This window comes from Siccirubricoccus sp. G192, from assembly GCF_019084075.1.
Classification (GTDB): Bacteria; Pseudomonadota; Alphaproteobacteria; order Acetobacterales; family Acetobacteraceae; genus G192.
Window position 1 is genome coordinate 1,195,840 of sequence record NZ_JAHREN010000001.1, and the last position, 16,311, is coordinate 1,212,150.

The window sequence follows — 16,311 nt, forward strand, 5'->3', positions numbered from 1 at the left end:
GGACCACCGCATGAGGCCAGCCGGCCTGCTGGGCGCGCTTGCCGCGCTCGCGCTCCTCGGCGCCGCGGCGCCCGCTGCGGCGCAGCAGCAGCAACAGCCCTTGCGCCTGGTGATGAACACGGAACTCCAGGTGCTGGACCCGGTCTTCACCCCCTCGGTCGTCACCCGCACCTTCGGCTACATGGTCTGGGACACGCTGGTCGGCGTCGACAGCCATGGCGAAGCCAAGCCGCAGATGCTGGAATCCTGGCAGATCAGCGACGATCGCCTGACCTGGACCTTCAAGCTCCGCCCCGGGCTGGAATGGCACGACGGCGCGCCCGTCACGGCCGAGGACTGCGTGCTCTCGATCCGCCGCTGGGGCGCGCGGGACGGGCTTGGCCGGCAGCTCATGGCAGCCGCCCGTGGCCTGCGCGTGGTCGACGAGAAGACCTTCGTGCTGGAACTGGCGCGGCCCTTCGGCCAGGTGCTGGAGGCGCTGGGCAAGGCCTCCACCCTGGTGCCCTTCATGATGCCCGCGCGCATCGCGCAGACGCCGCCCAACCAGCAGATCCAGGAGGTGGTGGGCTCCGGCCCCTTCCTCTTCCGCCGGGAGGAATGGCGGCCCGGCGACCGCGTGGTGTTCCACCGCAACCCGCGCTACCGCCCGCGCGAGGAACCTGCGGACGGGCTGGCCGGCGGCAAGCAGGTGCATCTCGAACGGGCCGAGTTCGTCTCCATCCCCGATCACTCGACCAAGGTCGCGGCGCTGCAGGCCGGCGAGATCGACTACCTGGAGCGGGCGCCGCTCGACTTCATCCAGCCGCTGCGCCGCGACCGGCGCGTGGTGGTCACGCAGGGCCTGGGCGGGGGGGCAGATCTTCGGGGTGCTGACGCTCAACCATACCCAGCCGCCCTTCAACGACGTGCGGATCCGCCGCGCGCTGCAAAAGGCGATCCAGCAGCCGGAAGTCGTCGCGGCGCTCGGCCTGCCGCCCGACATGGTGCGGGAGCGGTGCCTGACGCTCTTCATGTGCGGCGGCCCCTACGAAACCGATGCCGGGACCGAGCCGCTGCGCGATACCGGCCCGGAGCAGGCCCGCGCCCTGCTGCGCGAGGCCGGCTACAACAACGAGCCGGTGGTGGTGCTGCACTCGCGGGATTCCGCGCTGATCGACCCGATCGCCCTGGTCGCGATGGAGCAGATGCGCCGCGCCGGCTTCAACCTCGATGTCCGCACGACGGACTGGAGCAGCGTCGCGCAGCTCCGCACCAAGCGGGAGCCGGTGGAGCAGGGCGGCTGGAGCGTGACGCCCCTGGTCTGGACCGGCTTCGACATGGAGAACCCGATCGCCAATCCGGCGATGGTCTACAACTGCGCCAATGTCTATCCGGGCTGGTGGTGCGACCGCGGCCAGGTGCCACTGCTGGAGCAATTCGCCGCCGAGAGCGACTTCGCGCGGCGGCGGGAGATCGCGGCCCAGCTCCAGGCCCGCGCGCATGAGAACGTCTCGGTCGTGATCCTCGGCCAATCGCGAGCCCGGCGGTCTATCGCTCCGACCTGCGCGGCGTGCTGGAAGTGGGCTTCCCCGTGCTCTGGAACATCCAGCGGGCGGGGCGCTGAGGGTGGCGGAGGGCGGCTGGGCGCTCGTCACCGGCGCGGCCGGCGGCATCGGCGCGGCGATCTGCCGGCAACTCGCCGGGCAGGGCCTCTCGGTCCTGATGCTCGACCGCGACGAGGCCGCGCTCGCCGCCGCGGCGGAGCGGGTGCGGGCGGCGGGCGGCCGGGCGGAGATGCTCGTCGCCGACGCGACCGCGCCCGACGCGCCGGAGGAGGCGATGGCGCGCATCCGCGCGCTCGAAGGCCGGCTGGACGCGCTGGTGAATGTCGCCGGCGGGTCCGGACCGCGGCCCGTCCGCAGCATCGAGGAGATGGACGACGCGCTCTGGGAGCATGTGATCGCCCTCAACCTCACCAGCACCTTCCGCTTCTGCCGCGCCGCGGTGCCGGAGATGCGGGCGCGGGGCCATGGACGGATCGTGAATTTCTCCTCGATCGTGGCGCGCGGACGGAAGGGGCCGGTCACGACGCAGGGCGCGCGGCTCGCCTATGCCACCGCGAAGGCGGCACTGCTCGGCTTCACCGCGCAGCTTGCGAAGGACGAGGCGCCGCACGGCATCACGGTGAACGCGCTGATGCCCTCCCTGATCCTGGCCGAGCAGGGCAGCCGCATCCGGGGGCGCTTCGAGGCGCTGCCGGAGGCGGCACGCGCCGTCATGCTGCGGGACTTCCCGACCGGCCGCGCCGGCGAGGCGGAGGAGGTCGCCGCCGTCGTCGGCTTCCTCTGTTCGGCGGCGGCGAGCTACGTCTCGGGCGTCGGCCTGCCGGTGGATGGCGCCTTCCTGTGACGCCGCGGAGCACCGCGATGGAGCATTGGCAAGGGCACAGGGATGGGCGAGCATCGCCGATGCGGCCGGTCGCGGCCATTCTGCCCCGGGAGGACCGCCGGAGATGACGAACCACCTCGACAGCGACATCGCCGAACTTCGCGAGGCGGCGCTGGGCTATGGCGCCCGCCACCATGTCATTGCCGACTGCGCCTGGCCGGAGGGCAAGCGCATCGCGGTGAATTTCACCGCCGATTTCGACGCGATGCTGCTGCGCCGCGTGCTGAACGAGCCGCCGATGCAACTCGCCAAGGGCGAGTTCGGCGGCCGCGTCGGCATCTGGCGGCTGATCGAGCTGTTCGACGGCCACGGGGTGAAGGCGACCATCTTCACGCCCGGCCGCATCTGCGAACTCTATCCGGAGGCGGTCAAGGCGGCCGCGCACAGCGGGCACGAGATCGCCGACCACATGTGGGAGCACCGCGTCCCCAAGGAGCCGGAACTGGAGGCCGACCACCTGCGTCGCGCCACCGCGGCCATCGAGCGGCTGACCGGGCGCCGGCCGGTCGGCACGCGAAGCTGGCATACCTCAGCGCTGCTGCGGCAGGAGGGCTATATCTACAATTCCCGCAAGGTGCCCGACCACCGGCCGCACTATATCCGCGACGAGAAGGGGCCGGAGGGGATGCTGAACCTGCCCTTCCACTACGCCATCGACGACGCGATGTTCTACAATTTCGCCTGGCTGAACACCGAGAACGCGGCGCAGCGCATGGCCGACCCGGACCGGGTCTTCGAGATCTGGTGGGCCGCCTTCTGGCAGCAGTACCAGGCGGGCGGCTACCTCAATATCTGCCTGCATCCCTTCGTCTCCGGCCGGGCGCTGCGGATCGCGATGCTGGACCGGCTGATCGGCCGGATGAAGACGCTGCCCGGCGTCTGGTTCCCGAGTTGCGAGGAGGTGGCGCGGCACTGCCTCCGCGCCTGCCCCCCCGCTTGCACCGGCCGCCTGACAGGAGACGCCGAGGATGCCCTGGAAGGACGGCTATACCATCTCCGACGAGCGCGGCATCCGCGATGCGGAACTGCGCTGGCCCGACAACCGCCGCTGCTGCGTCAGCCTGGTGGTGGACCTGAGTCCGCCCTGCGGCCCCGAGGGAATTCGCGCCGCGGACCTCAGGACGCCGGAGGCGCATTACGGCATCCATGGCGGGCTGGACGCGCTGCTCGGCGTGCTGCGGCGCCACCGCCTCCGCGCGACCTTCGCCGTGCCGGCGGTGATCGCCGAGATCCATGCGGCGAAGGTGCGGGCGCTGCTCGATGACGGGCATGAGGTCGCCGCCCATGGCTTCCGGCATGAGGATGTCAGCACCCTCGACCGCACCGAGGAGAAGGCACGGCTGGACCGCACGACCGCGATCCTCGAAGGGGTGACGGGAAAGCGGCCGGCGGGCTGGTTCTCCCTGCCGCGGCAGGGCGACAAATACGCCGGCGGCAGCATCAGCCCCAGCACGATGGACCTGCTGATCGAGGCCGGCTACGCCTATATGGGCAATGGCCTGGCCGATGACGTGCCGCATTGGTGGGTGACGGATTTCGCCGCGCGGCGCGCCATCCTCACCCTGCCCTACTACTACCATTTCGACGACCAGTTCTTCCTGCTCTTCCCCGCCACGGGGACGGGGCTGGAGCATCCGGACGCCCTGTTCCGCAACTGGCGGGCGGAGTTCGAGGCGCAATACGGCCGCGGCCGGTATTTCGGCCTCACGCTGCATCCCCATGCCATCGGCTTCCCGAACCGGCTGCAGATGCTGGAAGAATTCCTGGCGCATATGGGCGGCTTCCCGGCGCTGTGGAACCCAACCGGCGCGGAATGCGCGCGCCACTGGACGGAGACCTACCCGGCCTCCACGCATCTGCGCCTGAAGCCGAGCATCTGGCAGGACCATCCGGGCAGTTTGAGTTGAGATCCGACGGACGCAACGCACAGCAGCAGAGAGGAGTGCCACAGGACATGGATGGCTCGCAGCCTTCAGCCTATACGCCGCAGGGTTTCCGCGCGCTCACCTTCCACGATGCGGCGCGCCGCTTCGCCGAAGGCGCCGACACGCCGCGCGCCTATCTGGAACGCTGCCTGGAGACCATCGCCGCGCGCGAACCCGTGGTGCAGGCCTGGGTGATGCTGAACGAGACCGGCGCGCGCGAGGCTGCCGAGGCCAGCACCGCGCGCTGGCGGTCCGGCCGCCCGCTCTCGCCCATCGACGGCATGCCCATCGGCATCAAGGACCTGCTGGAAACGCGGGACATGCCGACCCGGATGGGCTGCGACGCCCATCGCGACAACTTCCCGAAGCGGGACAATGCCGGCGTCTGGGCGCTGCGCCAGGCAGGCGCCGTGGTGCTCGGCAAGACCGTCACCGCCGAGCTGGGCGGCACGCAGCCCGGCCCCACCACCAATCCCTTCAATGCGGCGCATACGCCGGGCGGCTCCTCCTCCGGCTCCGCCGCGGCCGTGGGCGCGCGCATGGTGCCGGCGGCGATCGGCACCCAGGTTGGCGGCTCCATCATCCGGCCGGCCAGCTATTGCGGCAATGTGGCGCTGAAGCCGACCCAGGGCGCCATCAACCGCGGCGAGCGCCAGGCGACGAGCATGAGCACCCACGGCGTCCATGCCGGCTGCATCGAGGACATGTGGCAGGTGGCGATCGAGATCGCCCGCCGTGCCGGCGGCGACCCGGGCAGGCTCGGCCTGTTCGGCCCCGACGTGCCGCCCGCGGCGCAGCGGCCGGTCACGCTCGCGGTCATGGAGACCGAGGGCTGGTCCGGGCTGGACGCGGCTGCGCGCACAGCCTTCGAGGCGGTGGTGGAGCAGCTCCGCGCGCAGGGCGTGACGGTGCTGCGCCGCGGCGACCACGCCTGGATCGAAGCCTTCGAGCGCGCCATCGATGGGGCGCAGGCCATGGCCAATGCGATCACCGCCTGGGAGAACCGCTGGGGCATCCGGAACCTCGTGGACCAGAACCCGGAGGGCGTCAGCGCCCGCGCCAAGGCGGGGCTGGCCGCGGCGGAGAAGCTGACGCCCGAGGATTATCGCGCGCGGCTGATGCAGCGCGAGGAGGCGCGGCTCCGCCACGCGGCGCTGGCACCGCTGGTCGATGCCCTGATCGCGCCGGCCTCGCCCGGCCCCGCCCCGGCCTGGGGCGGGGATGTGCCGGGCCAGCCGCTCACGGCGCGGCCCACCGGCGATTCGGTCTTCAACACGCCAAGCTCCGCGCTGGGCGCGCCGGTGGTCACGGCGCCGCTGACCGCGGTGCGCGGCCTGCCGATGGGCATCCAGGTGATGGGGCAGCCGCATGGCGACGCGCGGGTCGCCGGCTTCGCGCGCTGGATGCTGGAGACGCTGGAGCCGGTGGTCGTCTGACGCCGGCGGCCGATGTCATCGGCCGCCGGCAGGAAGGATCGCGCTGCGGCGGAGGGCCGCCCCGCCGCGGCGTGGTTCAGCGCCAATGGCCGGGATGGCGCGGGTCGAAGCGAGGCGGCGGCGCGGGGTGCCTGTCCCAATGGGGCTGGTGCCGCGCCTGGTACCGCGGCGGCGCATGGTAGTGGCGGCCGTAGGGGGCGTAATGGTCGCGGCGCGGGGTGTAGTGGGCCTCGTGCAACAGCGGCGCGGGTGCTTTGCCTGGCGCCATGACGGCGCCCGACCGCGGCGCGGCCATGGCGGGGGTGGCGACAACCTGCGCGCCGAGGATGGTCGAGGCGAGGGCGGCAACCGCGAGAAGCTTTCGCATGGTGGTCTCCTTCGAGGGCCCCGCTTCCTGGCGGCGCCCGGCAGGGTCGAAGAGACCGCTCCGGCGTGTCGGCTGCGCGGCCCAACCATGGCGGCGCGGGGGCGGACTGCAACGAAGGGCAACGGCGCGGCCGAGGTGGTGCCGCGCGACCGGCGCCCGGGCGGGCCTGCCGGGCCGACACGGCCCCGGCCTGCGCGGCGCGCCTTCCGCCCCCTCAGGGATCGTAGACCGTCAGCCTTGCTCCGGCCGCGGCGATGAGCACGGCCAGCAGGCTCGCGGGCTCGGTGCCGCTGGCATTCTCGCTGACGACGTGGTGCGCGCCGGGCGGCTCGAACCAATGCTGCCCGGCCCGATAGACGGCCACTTCGCCGCCCTCGACCTGCGACCGGATGCTGCCGGAGAGGACATAGGCGAAGACGCTGGCCGAGGCGTCGTGGCGGTGCGGGGGCGATTTCCCGCCCGGCGCGTATTCCACCACCACGGCGGTCAGCACCTGGCCCGGCAGGTTCGGGAGCGCCTGTTCGAAGACCTTGCGGGCCGCGTCGCCCTCGGCCCGCGCCTGCGAGGGAAGGGATGCGGCCAGGACGACCAACCCTGCCGCCTCCAGGCCGCCCACCAGGCTGCGCCGGTGGATCGGGGATGCTGGATCCTGCATGTCCGGTCTCCTTGCGGCGGCCATCAGGCTGCTGTGGCCTTCCTGACGGGCGGCTGGTTGCGGAAGCCGATGGCGAGGCGGTTCCACAGGTTGATCAGGCCGATGAGCGTGGTCAGGTCCACCATTTCCCGCTCCGAGAAGTTCCGGCGCAGCTCGGCATAGTCCTCATCCGGGGCATGCGTCTCGGCGATCCGGGTCAGCGCCTCGGTCCAGGCGAGCGCCGCCCGTTCGCGCGGGCTGTAGAACGGCACCTCGCGCCAGGCGTCCAGCACATAGAGGCGCTGCTCCGTCTCGCCGCGCTGGCGCGCGTCGTGGCTGTGCATGTCCAGGCAGAAGGCGCAGCCATTGATCTGCGAGGCGCGCATCTTCACCAGCTCGATCAGCGCCGGCTCCAGCCCGCAGCCGCGGATATAGGCCTCGACGCCCAGCACGGCCTTCATGGCGGCGGGGGCGGCGGCATTGGCATCCAGTCTCTGTTCCATTCGGGTCCTCCTTGCCGGCGAGGCGGCGCGGCGAGCGCTTGCCTGGCGCCAGGAGCCGGGAGGATGGTGCGGCGACGGTGCAGGCAACAGCACCAAATCCCATCGGAGGAACTGTACCATGGGGCAGGGCAGCGAGCCGGGGCTCGACGGGATCACGCTCGGGCCGCGGCAGGCGGGGCCGATCTACCGGCAGATCCACGAGCGCATCCGCTCGGCCATCCTGGACGGGCACCTGCCGCCGGGAACGCGCCTGCCGTCCTGGAACAGCTTGGCAGGCCAGCTCGGCGTCGCCCGCGGCACGGTCAAGGCTGCCTATGACTGGCTGGCCGGGGAGGGCTATGTGGTCGGGCGCGGACCCGCCGGGACCCTGGTCAACCCGGATCTGCGGCTGCCGCCGGACGGGCCCGGCGGCCGCGCCGCCGAAGCGGCGCCGCCCGATGCGGCTGGTCCCGGGCCGGAAGGGGACCCGCTCGACCCTCCCTGGGCCTCGCCCGCACGCCCCTTCCAGCCCGGAGTCCCCGCCTTCGACGCCTTCCCCCGGAAGCTCTGGTGCCGGCTGGCGGCGCGGCATGCGGGGCGGCTCGGACCGGCGGAGATGGGCTACCAGGACCCGGCCGGCGCTCCTGCCCTGCGCGCGGCCATCGCCAACTATCTCGGGGTGGCGCGGGGCATCGTGTGTTCGCCGGCGCAGGTCTTCGTCACCGCGGGCTTCGCCGGGGCGCTCGACCTGGTCACGCGGGCGCTGCTTCGCCCCGGCGACCAGGTCTGGTTCGAGGATCCCGGCTATCCCCGGACCCGGCAGGCCCTCACGCTCGCCGGGGCCGAGGTCGTGCCCGTCCCGGTGGACGAGGAGGGCCTGAATGTCGAGGAGGGGCTGGCGCGCGCGCCGGATGCGCGCTTCGCCGTGGTGACGCCCTCCTGCCAGGCGCCGCTCGGGATGATGCTGTCGCTGCCGCGGCGCCTCGCCCTGCTGCGCTGGGCGGCGCGGACCGGCGGCTGGATCGTGGAGGACGACTACTACGGCGAGTTCCGCCTCGCAGGCCCGCCCCTGCCGGCGCTGAAGGGCCTGGATGCCGCGGGGCGGGTCATCTATGTCGGCACCTTCAGCAAGGTCCTGCTGCCCGCGCTGCGGCTGGGCTATGCCGTGGTGCTGTCGCCGGAGACGGCGCGCTTCGCGCAGGTGGCGTCCCGCCTGGTACCGGGCCAGGCATTGCCGGTCCAGAAGGCCGTCGCGGACTTCATCACGGAGGGGCATCTCGGCCGGCATATCCGGCGGATGCGCGGCCTCTACGCCGAGCGCCGGCGCGCCCTGGCGGCCGCGTTGCAGGAGGCATGCGGCGCCCGCGCCCGGGTCGATGCCCGGGACATGGGCATGCACCTGCTGCTGCGCCTGCCGCCGGGGACCGACGATATCGCCCTGACGCGGCGGGCCGCCGAGGCCGGGCTGGGGCCGGTGCCCCTCAGCCTCTGGTCGGCCGGGGCCGGCTGCGGCGCGGGTCTGATGCTGAGCTTCACCAACATCCCCGCCGAAGCCGCGGGCGAGCAGGCGCGCCGCCTTGCTGCGCTCCTGCCCTCGCACCGGCGCTGAGGCCACCTGGAGCGCCTTCCGGCCGCTCCCTCGATTCCGGCCATGCCAGGATTGCGGCACCGTGGCCGAGGATCTCGCCTGGATGCGATGGGCGGCGGCGGCGGCATGCCGCAACGATGCCCGGCGATGGCGCGTTTTCCGTCCAGGCAGGCGCCGTTGGACAGGCAGGATGCGACCAGGGCCAATCAGCCGCCGGGGGTCAGCCTCCGCTGGTGCGGAACGGGGAAGGCGCGGCCGGTTTCACTCCCTGGCTGCCGTCCCTGGGGAAGCAAGCGATGCCTCCAGCCTGGCAATGAGTGCGCGGCGCTGGTCCTGCGTCAGCCCGGCGATCATCGCGTCCAGCAGGTCGCCGCTGTCCGACCCGGTAAGCTCGAAGCCGATCTGCGTTCCCCGCACCCAGCGGCGCCGGGCACGGGACATGGACCCGTCGGGATACCGCAAGGTCACCCATTCCGGCACGGTCACGGGGCTCGCGGTCCGCGCCCGCAACCCGCCCGAGGAGGTGTCCACCACGACGCAGTCCATGGCGACGGCGCCGAAGGTGATCTGGGCACGCCTGAGGGAGGAACTGCGGAGCGCCCGGCGCTTGTCGGGCTGGAGTCCGGCCTCTGCCACGGTCTGCTCCGTCATGGCCTCGTCCAGCCGCCCCCTCACTCCGAGGCCGGCACGCCGCCATGTGGCCGGAGGGCGCTGCTCCCGGCCGGCCAACCACCCTCGGATACGCTACCTGCGGCAAGCAGGCGGCGCTCCAGGGCGGCAGCAAGCAGCGCCGCGAGGGTCGAGGCCATGGCATCGGTCGCCACATCGGCTTCCGGCGGCACCTGCCCCTCCCGCTTCGCCGAAACCGCTGGCTTGGCCGCCCCGATGCTCATGTCCCGATCCCATCCAGGGGCCATCCGACAGGATGATGCGACCCTATCTGCCGAAAAATATACAAAATAGCCAGGATAAATCTACCATAAGTTGCTATCATGCAGCCTCTCCGTCGGCAGGACCGGAAGCCATCACGACCATGCATTGACATTAAAACGCCAACAATTCATATTTATATCAAAACGAACCCGTGACAGCCCGGAGGATCGCCAGATCGAAGACGCTCAAGCGGCAGCAGCAGGCCCCACCCCTCCCAGGAGAATCCTGGTGGTCGAGGATGAGGCGCTGATCGCCCTCGATATCGAACAGCAGCTTACCGATGCCGGCTTCGAGGTGATCCTGGCAGGCAATGGGCCGACCGCCCTCGGGCTTGCCAGGACCTTCAAGGTTCAGCTCGCCGCCGCGGTGGTCAATCTTCGGCTGCCGGAGGGACTGGCAGGGCAGGACGTCATCCGGCGCCTGCGCAGGGAGATGCCGAACCTGCCCGTGGTTGTTGCAACGGGTTTCGAGGGCACAGCCCCCGAGGCCGACCTGCGCGGGATGGGCGGCCCCACCGTGAGGCTGCAGAAGCCGCTCGCGCGAACCGCGCTGGTTCAGTGCCTCCAGCAGGTTCTCCAGGCGCAGCAGGACCGGAGCAAGGTTCCTACGGCCGGTGCCGGGCTGCGGCGACGCGCCAGGGACCGGTAAGCGGCCGCCTTCGCCGGGAGCCACCGGCAGCAACCGCTCCGGCGTCCAGTAGGGATCCTCCGGCCCGGGGTTCGGGTTGGCCTGTCCGGTGGGCGGTGGCGGGCTGCTCCGCCCGTCCTCGGCCGCCAGGGCCCACCGCGGCAGGAGCATCGCCGCCAGCCCGATTGCCGCGAGCATCAGCACGCCCGAGCGACCCAACAGGACACCCTCCCGATCCGGCGCCGGCGCCGGCGCCCTGGCGGCCGGCAGGCCCGCCGGGCATGACGAAGGCCGATCGTGACCGCTCACTCGCCGGGTGGGCCGCCCGGGAATGCGCCGGAACAGGGCGCGGCAGCCTCGCTGCGATTCGATTGGAAACCCCCCGCCAGGGCGCCTAGCCTGGAGCCTGAACCTGGAGGCCAGCCCATCCGGAGCGCGCCATGCCCGGCATGACGCGGCCCAGCGGCGGGCGCCATGAGGCGGGAGCGGCAGGCGGATGAGCAGGGCGCCTTCACCTTGTGGCAGGAGCCTGGGCCCGAGGCGTTCCAGGCCCGGCCGCCGCCCGATGGCCCCGGGCGCCATGCTCGTCTGCGCCTCGCTGTTCCTGGCGCTGACCGGATGCACCTCGCTGCCGGGGCTGGGGCCGGAGGCGGTGCGCACCCCGGTGGATATCGCCAGCGCTCCCTGGAACGCATTGGGGCCGGTGCTGACCGAGGTTGGCGGCCGCTGCACGGGCGCCCTCATCGGCCCGCAGACCGTGCTCACGGCTGCGCATTGCCTCATCAGCCCGCAAACCCTGCAATTCGTGCCGGCGCACTCGATCCATTTCCTGATCGGCTACTCCCCGAGTGGCTATGCCGGTCACGCCCGGGCCGTCTCCTTCACGAGCGGGCAGGGCTTCGCCGTCGGGCCGGGCGTCCGGCCGCTGCCGAGCTCGCCGGCCGATGCCGATTGGGCCGTCGTGACCCTCGACACCGCGCTCGGCACGCCGGACCGCGTGCTGCCGCTGGCGCGGGTGCTGCCGAGGCCGGGCATTCCATTGGCGCTTGGCGGCTACCAGGCGGACCAGCCGCTCACGATGGTCGCCGACCTCCACTGCGCCACCATGGGCCTCGCCCGCGATGCTGTAGGGCATATCATGCTGCGCCACTCCTGCGCGGCGACCCGGGGGGCCAGTGGCAGCCCGCTGCTGGTGCGCGGGCGGGATGGGACCTGGGGCGTGGTGGGCATCACGTCGCTCAGCCGTTTCGGCGTCTCGGGCGGATACGCGGTCCTGGCCGCATCGATCGATCCGCAGGCGCTGACGGCGCCCCGTTGAGGGCGCCTTTCCGGGCGACCTGATCGGCGGGCACCGGATGCTGGCCGCGGAAGACCGGCAGGCGATGGGCCGGCCGGCGGCTGGGCGAGGGCGAGGCCGCCGATCCCTGCCGCGAAGGGCGGGTGCAGCGGGGTGATGCGCAGGGTCCTGGCGAAGGGCTTCAAAGAATCAGCAGGGCAGCGAGCACCGCGTCCTGCTCGTGCTCGGATGACGGAGGATGGGCGAAGTGCAGCCAGGCGCCCGCGATGCCCGCCGGCAGGGCGAGGACGGGCATCGCGACATCCTTCGCCCGCCAGAGGGCGGCGGCGGCCGAGAGGAGTTCCTCTGCGAGCAGGATGGCCATGGCCGTCACGCACCAACCGGGCGGAGGGGCGCCCGGAACCCGCGAATGCGCCCCCCCCGATGCCCCCGCGCCCCCGCGCCCCCGCGCCCCCCGCGCCCCCGCGCGGCCATGCGGCGGGCCGGGCTGCCCTCGGGCATGGCGGGGCGGGCGATGGCGGAAGCGCTCACCATGCGCTCTCCCGCAGGGATGCCGGCGCCCGCGGCGGCGGGGCCGGGTTGGTCATGGCCGGTTCCCGCCCGGCGCCCTGGCGCCTCCGCCGCTGTTGCGGGCGAGGACGAGATGGGCAACGCGCTCGGCCTCGGCCGGGCTGGAAAAGGTGCGGTTGTCGATATCCTCGACGACCGGGTCGGTGGCAATGAACCGCCAATCCGCCGCGGCATGGGTGACGACGACGCCGAGGAAGCGGCCCCGCACGGCGATGGGGTGGGATCTGCGCATGGAAGAACCTCCGGCCGCGCCGGGCGGCAGGTGCATGACATCGGGCAAGGATGTTGGGAGCGGGCGCCAGGGCCCTGGGCTCAGGGGCGACAGCGCCCCGGGCGGGTGATGTGCCGGAGGAGGGAGAGGCGGCGCTTTAGCGGTTGGTGTCGCGGTGCAAGCTGCATGGTTCAAATCCCGCGGGGCATGGGCCCGATTGCCAGGGGAGCGCAGCATTTAGCGATTAGACAGTGTGGTTTTTCAAGCTAAATGCAAATGAGAATGGTGTTTCTCCGGATGAGATGAGCAGGCCTGTGTCTATTAGCATTTTTGGAATGTGGAATAGCTGCGGGATGCTTGGCAGGCCCACCTGGTGCAGGGCGGCAACCAAGGTTCTCCGAGGCAAGAATGTGGGTCAGGCCCGGGCACCGCCGCTGCGGGATGGCGTACCCGCCTCGGGCGGCAATTCCAGGCAGCAAAAGGGGCGCCCCGGGCGGAGCAGGCACCGGATCGATCACGGGCCAGCGCCCGAAGCCGACAAACCTTGGCGGAGAACCGAAATTGCATTAAACCTTCCAGCGTATTCCACTAATAAGCGATACCGTGCGAGCCCACCGGCGCCGGAAAGTCTGGAGATTGCGATGCCTGAAGCAGTGCGACTTGTCGTCTGGGACCTCGACGAGACGTTCTGGAAAGGCACTGTTACGGAAGGCGGGATTCAGGAATACATCCAACAGAACCATGACATCGTCATAGAGCTCGCCCAGCGCGGGATCATGAGCTCGATCTGCTCCAAGAACGACGAAGCGGTCATCCTGAAGATCCTGGAGGAGAGGGGGATTCTCGACTACTTCATCTTTCCGAGTATCTCCTGGGAGCCGAAGGGTGTCCGGTTGAATGCGTTGATCGAGGCCGTGCAGCTGCGTCCGGCGACGGTGATTTTCATTGACGACAACCCGAATAACCGTGCCGAAGCCTCGGCGATCGTTCCTGACCTTCAGGTCGAGGATGAGACCTTCATCTCAAGGATGCTCGACGACTCGCGGTTCAAGGGCAAGGATGACAGCAAGCTCAGTCGCCTGGCGCAGTACAAGCTGCTCGAGGAACGCAAGCGGGACGAACTGAAGGCAGCCGGTGGGAACGAGGAATTTCTGCGCGGCTGCGATGTGCGGGTTTACATCGAATATGATGTCGCGTCGCATATTGACCGGGCAATCGAGCTGATCAACCGGACCAACCAGCTCAACTTCACGAAGAAGCGCCTGCCTGAAGATCTGGATCAGGCCCGGGACATCCTTCTAGGAGAGCTTAAACTCTTCCGGCGTCAGGCCGGGCTTGTTCGGGTGGTGGACAAATACGGCGATTACGGCTTCGTCGGCTTCTTCATGACCGAGGACATGCTGTCGAAGCGGCAGGCTGGTATATTCGATTTGCGATTGCATCATTTCTGTTTTTCTTGCCGCACCCTCGGCATGCTGGTCGAGCAGTGGCTCTACGAACACCTCGGCCGGCCGCAGATGAAAGTGGTGGGCGAGGTGCTGACCGACCTTTCGGTTCCCCGTGAGATCGATTGGGTGCAGCTGGTCACCTCGCTTTCGGATGGCGGCACTCCTTGTGAGACGCTTGCCCCCGAAATGCGTGTCCTCGGGGGATGCGAGGCGAATGCGATCAGCGTCTATCTTAACCCTTACGCGGATCGGGTGCAGGTTACCGGCAACTTTGCCGCAGGTGGCGTCTTTGTGCGTGTAAATAGCGTGTCGCTCATGCTGTCCTCCGCCGCACGCAGCCATAGAGAATTTAGCGTAGAAGCAGAAGCAATGCAGTTGCCGCTCGACATAACGGCATTTGATTTTTTTTCCAATGCTCCATATGGAACGATTTTCATCTTTAATGGCGCGCTAGATGCAAGCAAATACTACCCTCGTTATTACCATAAGGAGCACGGTTGGGAATTGGTCATGGAGCCGCATGGTGTTTGGAATGTGGACTTCACCGTGGACACGGGCGAGGAAATACTGGCCAAGATAAAGGGCGCACCAATCCGGCCGGAAGACACCCAGCATCTGCTGCGTCTCGGCCGCCACATGCGCCAGAACTATATGCGGGGTTTCCGGGCCGGCGATCCGGTGTTCATGGAGCAGATGCGCAGCCTCTGCGATCGCATACCGGAGGGGTCAAAACTCATCCTCCTTGTTCGACGATACCCGGGTTCGGCAGGGCGATGGCAGCCTGAAAGATCAACCGCATGTGCTGGATTATGTAAATCGAGTGCGAGCCCTCGCGGCAGAATACCCCTATGTCGGCACCGTCTGGTTCAAAGACTCGATTCAGAGCGAGGCCGAGATCCAGGTCGGCGGCAATCATTACGATCGCATGGTCTATCTGCGGACCGCCCAGAACGTCCTCGACACCATCCGCAAGGTTCCCGCACGAACTGCGGACGTCATGGTTGCGGCCTGAAAGCCGAATAGGAAGGTTTGGTTCAGCAGCGTTGATGGCTTGCGGCGGTGCCGCAAGGCACAAGCCTGGGAATTATTCATATGTCGACCTTAACCTACGACCAATATGTCTCTCTTGTCCATAATTGCGAAACGAATTTTTCAGCATCGGCGTGTGCTTGGTCGGGATAATTCGAGCTTTTTCAGCTGCAACATTACCGCGCTTCCAGCCTTGGAGTCCCTCATCAGCAAAAACTTCACAGGTATCCTGCAGGAGTAGCATCTAGAAGACGGCGGGGATGGATTTTTGCTACGAGACACATCCCATAACTTCTTATTTCATTCGCCCTTCTTGAAGAATGACTTCCGGGCAGGCCCGAATTATGTTGAAAAGCTCAAAAAGCTTCGCGGCAAATTTGCCCATTTCCATGAGTGTCCATCCGGGAACAATCCGAGACATCTGAATCGGTTGTGACTGGCCTGGGATGGTGCGATCCGGGAGAAGGGCTGTCATGTGGACGCCTGAGAACCGACCGAAGTACGACCGCAGCAAACTGCGCTACCCGAGCGACGTGACGGATGAGGAGTGGTCAATCATCGCCCCCCCCTGGTCCCGTCGGCGAAGCGCGGCGGCAACAAGCGAACGATCGATGAGCGCGCGGTGGTCAACGGGGTCATGTACATCCTCTCCACCGGCTGCCAGTGGGCGGCGCTGCCGAAGGATTTGCCGCCGCGGAGCACGGTGAACGACTACCTGCGGCGCTGGGACGCGGACCGCACGCTCGATCGCATCCACCACGCGCTCTACGTGCTGTGCCGCGAGCAGGCCGGGCGCGAGGCCAGCCCGACGGCAGCGATCATCGACAGCCAAAGCGTCAAGAGCGCGGAAAAAGGGGGCGCAGCATCGACCCGGCGGGCTTTGATGCGGGCAAGAAGATCAAGGGCAAGAAGCGCCACGTCCTGGTCTACACCCAGGGACTGCTGATGCAGGCCATCTGAACCGCCCCGGGTTTGCCGGAGGCTGGTTGGCTTGGGTCACGCCGCCAAGGCGGGAGCCTCGAGCTGAGCATAGTAGCGCGCCTCGGCCTCGGCGGGTGGGATGTTGCCGATCGGCTCAAGGAGGCGGCGGTTGTTGTACCAGTCCACCCACTCCAGGGTGGCGTATTCGACCGCCTCCATGCTGCGCCACGGGCCGCGCCGCCGGATCACCTCAGTCTTGAACAGACCGATCACGGTCTCGGCCAGCGCGTTGTCGTAGGAATCGCCGACGCTGCCGACGGAGGGCTCGATCCCGGCCTCGAGCAGGCGCTCTGTATACCGAATTGCGACGTACTGGGTGGATTCAAGTGGTCGTCGCAACACCAAGGCGGAGGGTG

General features: G+C 69.2%; 15 protein-coding genes and 4 pseudogenes. 11 read left to right on the plus strand and 8 right to left on the minus strand.

Annotation, left to right across the window (positions count from 1 at the left end):
* Positions 1-235: 235 nt before the first annotated feature.
* From KSF81_RS29130 to KSF81_RS05765, 6 genes and pseudogenes are all read left to right on the plus strand, one after another.
* Positions 236-835 (plus strand): annotated as a pseudogene (locus KSF81_RS29130) (ABC transporter substrate-binding protein); the annotation flags it as partial.
* A 70-nt stretch (positions 836-905) separates the two neighbouring features.
* Positions 906-1,304, plus strand: a pseudogene (locus KSF81_RS29135) (ABC transporter substrate-binding protein); the annotation flags it as partial.
* 301 nt (positions 1,305-1,605) lie between these two features.
* On the plus strand, positions 1,606-2,388 hold the full coding sequence (locus KSF81_RS05750; RefSeq protein ID WP_217378156.1) for an SDR family NAD(P)-dependent oxidoreductase: 783 nt from the start codon (positions 1,606-1,608) through the stop codon (positions 2,386-2,388).
* A 103-nt stretch (positions 2,389-2,491) separates the two neighbouring features.
* Positions 2,492-3,691, plus strand: coding sequence for a polysaccharide deacetylase family protein (locus tag KSF81_RS05755; RefSeq protein ID WP_217378157.1), 1,200 nt, complete (start codon positions 2,492-2,494; stop codon positions 3,689-3,691).
* The gene (locus KSF81_RS05760; RefSeq protein WP_217378158.1) at positions 3,600-4,334 is read left to right on the plus strand and encodes a polysaccharide deacetylase family protein; all 735 of its coding nucleotides are present in this window, start codon (positions 3,600-3,602) and stop codon (positions 4,332-4,334) included. Before KSF81_RS05755 ends, KSF81_RS05760 begins: the two co-directional genes overlap by 92 nt.
* Positions 4,335-4,381: 47 nt before the next feature.
* Positions 4,382-5,788, plus strand: a complete 1,407-nt coding sequence (locus KSF81_RS05765; RefSeq protein WP_217378159.1) for an amidase — start codon at positions 4,382-4,384, stop codon at positions 5,786-5,788.
* Between the two features lie 76 nt (positions 5,789-5,864).
* On the opposite strand, the gene KSF81_RS05770 is transcribed toward KSF81_RS05765, so the two are convergent.
* The 3 genes from KSF81_RS05770 to KSF81_RS05780 form a co-directional block, all read right to left on the minus strand.
* Positions 5,865-6,155 carry a hypothetical protein gene (locus KSF81_RS05770; RefSeq protein WP_217378160.1) on the minus strand — a complete coding sequence of 97 codons (291 nt, stop codon included), beginning with the start codon at positions 6,153-6,155 and terminating at the stop codon, positions 5,865-5,867.
* Positions 6,156-6,369: 214 nt separating this feature from the next.
* Complete coding sequence (locus KSF81_RS05775) at positions 6,370-6,810, minus strand: cupin domain-containing protein (protein WP_217378161.1); 441 nt, start codon at positions 6,808-6,810, stop codon at positions 6,370-6,372.
* Positions 6,811-6,833: 23 nt separating this feature from the next.
* Positions 6,834-7,292 (minus strand): carboxymuconolactone decarboxylase family protein, encoded by a 459-nt coding sequence (locus KSF81_RS05780; protein ID WP_217378162.1) that lies wholly within the window; start codon positions 7,290-7,292, stop codon positions 6,834-6,836.
* 118 nt (positions 7,293-7,410) lie between these two features.
* On the opposite strand from KSF81_RS05780, the gene KSF81_RS05785 reads away from it, so the two are divergent.
* Positions 7,411-8,880 (plus strand): PLP-dependent aminotransferase family protein, encoded by a 1,470-nt coding sequence (locus KSF81_RS05785; protein ID WP_217378163.1) that lies wholly within the window; start codon positions 7,411-7,413, stop codon positions 8,878-8,880.
* Between the two features lie 240 nt (positions 8,881-9,120).
* Here the strand turns inward: KSF81_RS05785 and KSF81_RS05790 are convergent, their stop codons facing one another.
* Together KSF81_RS05790 and KSF81_RS05795 are read right to left on the minus strand one after the other, a co-directional pair.
* A complete protein-coding gene (locus KSF81_RS05790; protein ID WP_217378164.1) occupies positions 9,121-9,510 on the minus strand; it encodes a PilZ domain-containing protein in 390 nt (129 codons plus the stop codon).
* 20 nt (positions 9,511-9,530) lie between these two features.
* On the minus strand, positions 9,531-9,752 hold the full coding sequence (locus KSF81_RS05795; RefSeq protein WP_217378165.1) for a hypothetical protein: 222 nt from the start codon (positions 9,750-9,752) through the stop codon (positions 9,531-9,533).
* 268 nt (positions 9,753-10,020) lie between these two features.
* On the opposite strand from KSF81_RS05795, the gene KSF81_RS31905 reads away from it, so the two are divergent.
* Together KSF81_RS31905 and KSF81_RS05805 are read left to right on the plus strand one after the other, a co-directional pair.
* On the plus strand, positions 10,021-10,440 hold the full coding sequence (locus tag KSF81_RS31905; protein ID WP_217378166.1) for a response regulator: 420 nt from the start codon (positions 10,021-10,023) through the stop codon (positions 10,438-10,440).
* 544 nt (positions 10,441-10,984) lie between these two features.
* Positions 10,985-11,737 (plus strand): serine protease, encoded by a 753-nt coding sequence (locus tag KSF81_RS05805; protein ID WP_217378167.1) that lies wholly within the window; start codon positions 10,985-10,987, stop codon positions 11,735-11,737.
* 160 nt (positions 11,738-11,897) lie between these two features.
* On the opposite strand, the gene KSF81_RS05810 is transcribed toward KSF81_RS05805, so the two are convergent.
* Together KSF81_RS05810 and KSF81_RS05815 are read right to left on the minus strand one after the other, a co-directional pair.
* On the minus strand, positions 11,898-12,080 hold the full coding sequence (locus KSF81_RS05810) for a hypothetical protein (protein WP_217378168.1): 183 nt from the start codon (positions 12,078-12,080) through the stop codon (positions 11,898-11,900).
* 219 nt (positions 12,081-12,299) lie between these two features.
* Complete coding sequence (locus KSF81_RS05815) at positions 12,300-12,518, minus strand: hypothetical protein (RefSeq protein WP_217378169.1); 219 nt, start codon at positions 12,516-12,518, stop codon at positions 12,300-12,302.
* Positions 12,519-13,138: 620 nt separating this feature from the next.
* Between KSF81_RS05815 and KSF81_RS05820 the strand changes: the two genes are divergently transcribed.
* Positions 13,139-14,968 (plus strand): HAD-IIIC family phosphatase, encoded by a 1,830-nt coding sequence (locus tag KSF81_RS05820; RefSeq protein ID WP_217378170.1) that lies wholly within the window; start codon positions 13,139-13,141, stop codon positions 14,966-14,968.
* A 479-nt stretch (positions 14,969-15,447) separates the two neighbouring features.
* Positions 15,448-15,931, plus strand: a pseudogene (locus tag KSF81_RS05825) (IS5 family transposase); the annotation flags it as partial.
* Between the two features lie 39 nt (positions 15,932-15,970).
* Here the strand turns inward: KSF81_RS05825 and KSF81_RS05830 are convergent.
* A pseudogene (locus tag KSF81_RS05830) lies at positions 15,971-16,273 on the minus strand (integrase core domain-containing protein); the annotation flags it as partial.
* Positions 16,274-16,311 lie beyond the last annotated feature (38 nt).

What these genes read in the sequence shown, in the direction of transcription:
- KSF81_RS05765 (WP_217378159.1), top strand. Translation starts at nt 4,382, where the DNA reads ATGGATGGCTCGCAGCCTTCAGCCTATACGCCGCAGGGTTTCCGCGCG.
- KSF81_RS05780 (WP_217378162.1), bottom strand. Translation starts at nt 7,292, where the DNA reads ATGGAACAGAGACTGGATGCCAATGCCGCCGCCCCCGCCGCCATGAAG.
- KSF81_RS05820 (WP_217378170.1), top strand. Translation starts at nt 13,139, where the DNA reads ATGCCTGAAGCAGTGCGACTTGTCGTCTGGGACCTCGACGAGACGTTC.
- KSF81_RS05775 (WP_217378161.1), bottom strand. Translation starts at nt 6,810, where the DNA reads ATGCAGGATCCAGCATCCCCGATCCACCGGCGCAGCCTGGTGGGCGGC.
- KSF81_RS05785 (WP_217378163.1), top strand. Translation starts at nt 7,411, where the DNA reads ATGGGGCAGGGCAGCGAGCCGGGGCTCGACGGGATCACGCTCGGGCCG.
- KSF81_RS05795 (WP_217378165.1), bottom strand. Translation starts at nt 9,752, where the DNA reads ATGAGCATCGGGGCGGCCAAGCCAGCGGTTTCGGCGAAGCGGGAGGGG.
- KSF81_RS05810 (WP_217378168.1), bottom strand. Translation starts at nt 12,080, where the DNA reads ATGGCCATCCTGCTCGCAGAGGAACTCCTCTCGGCCGCCGCCGCCCTC.
- KSF81_RS05790 (WP_217378164.1), bottom strand. Translation starts at nt 9,510, where the DNA reads ATGACGGAGCAGACCGTGGCAGAGGCCGGACTCCAGCCCGACAAGCGC.
- KSF81_RS05815 (WP_217378169.1), bottom strand. Translation starts at nt 12,518, where the DNA reads ATGCGCAGATCCCACCCCATCGCCGTGCGGGGCCGCTTCCTCGGCGTC.
- KSF81_RS05755 (WP_217378157.1), top strand. Translation starts at nt 2,492, where the DNA reads ATGACGAACCACCTCGACAGCGACATCGCCGAACTTCGCGAGGCGGCG.
- KSF81_RS05805 (WP_217378167.1), top strand. Translation starts at nt 10,985, where the DNA reads ATGGCCCCGGGCGCCATGCTCGTCTGCGCCTCGCTGTTCCTGGCGCTG.
- KSF81_RS05770 (WP_217378160.1), bottom strand. Translation starts at nt 6,155, where the DNA reads ATGCGAAAGCTTCTCGCGGTTGCCGCCCTCGCCTCGACCATCCTCGGC.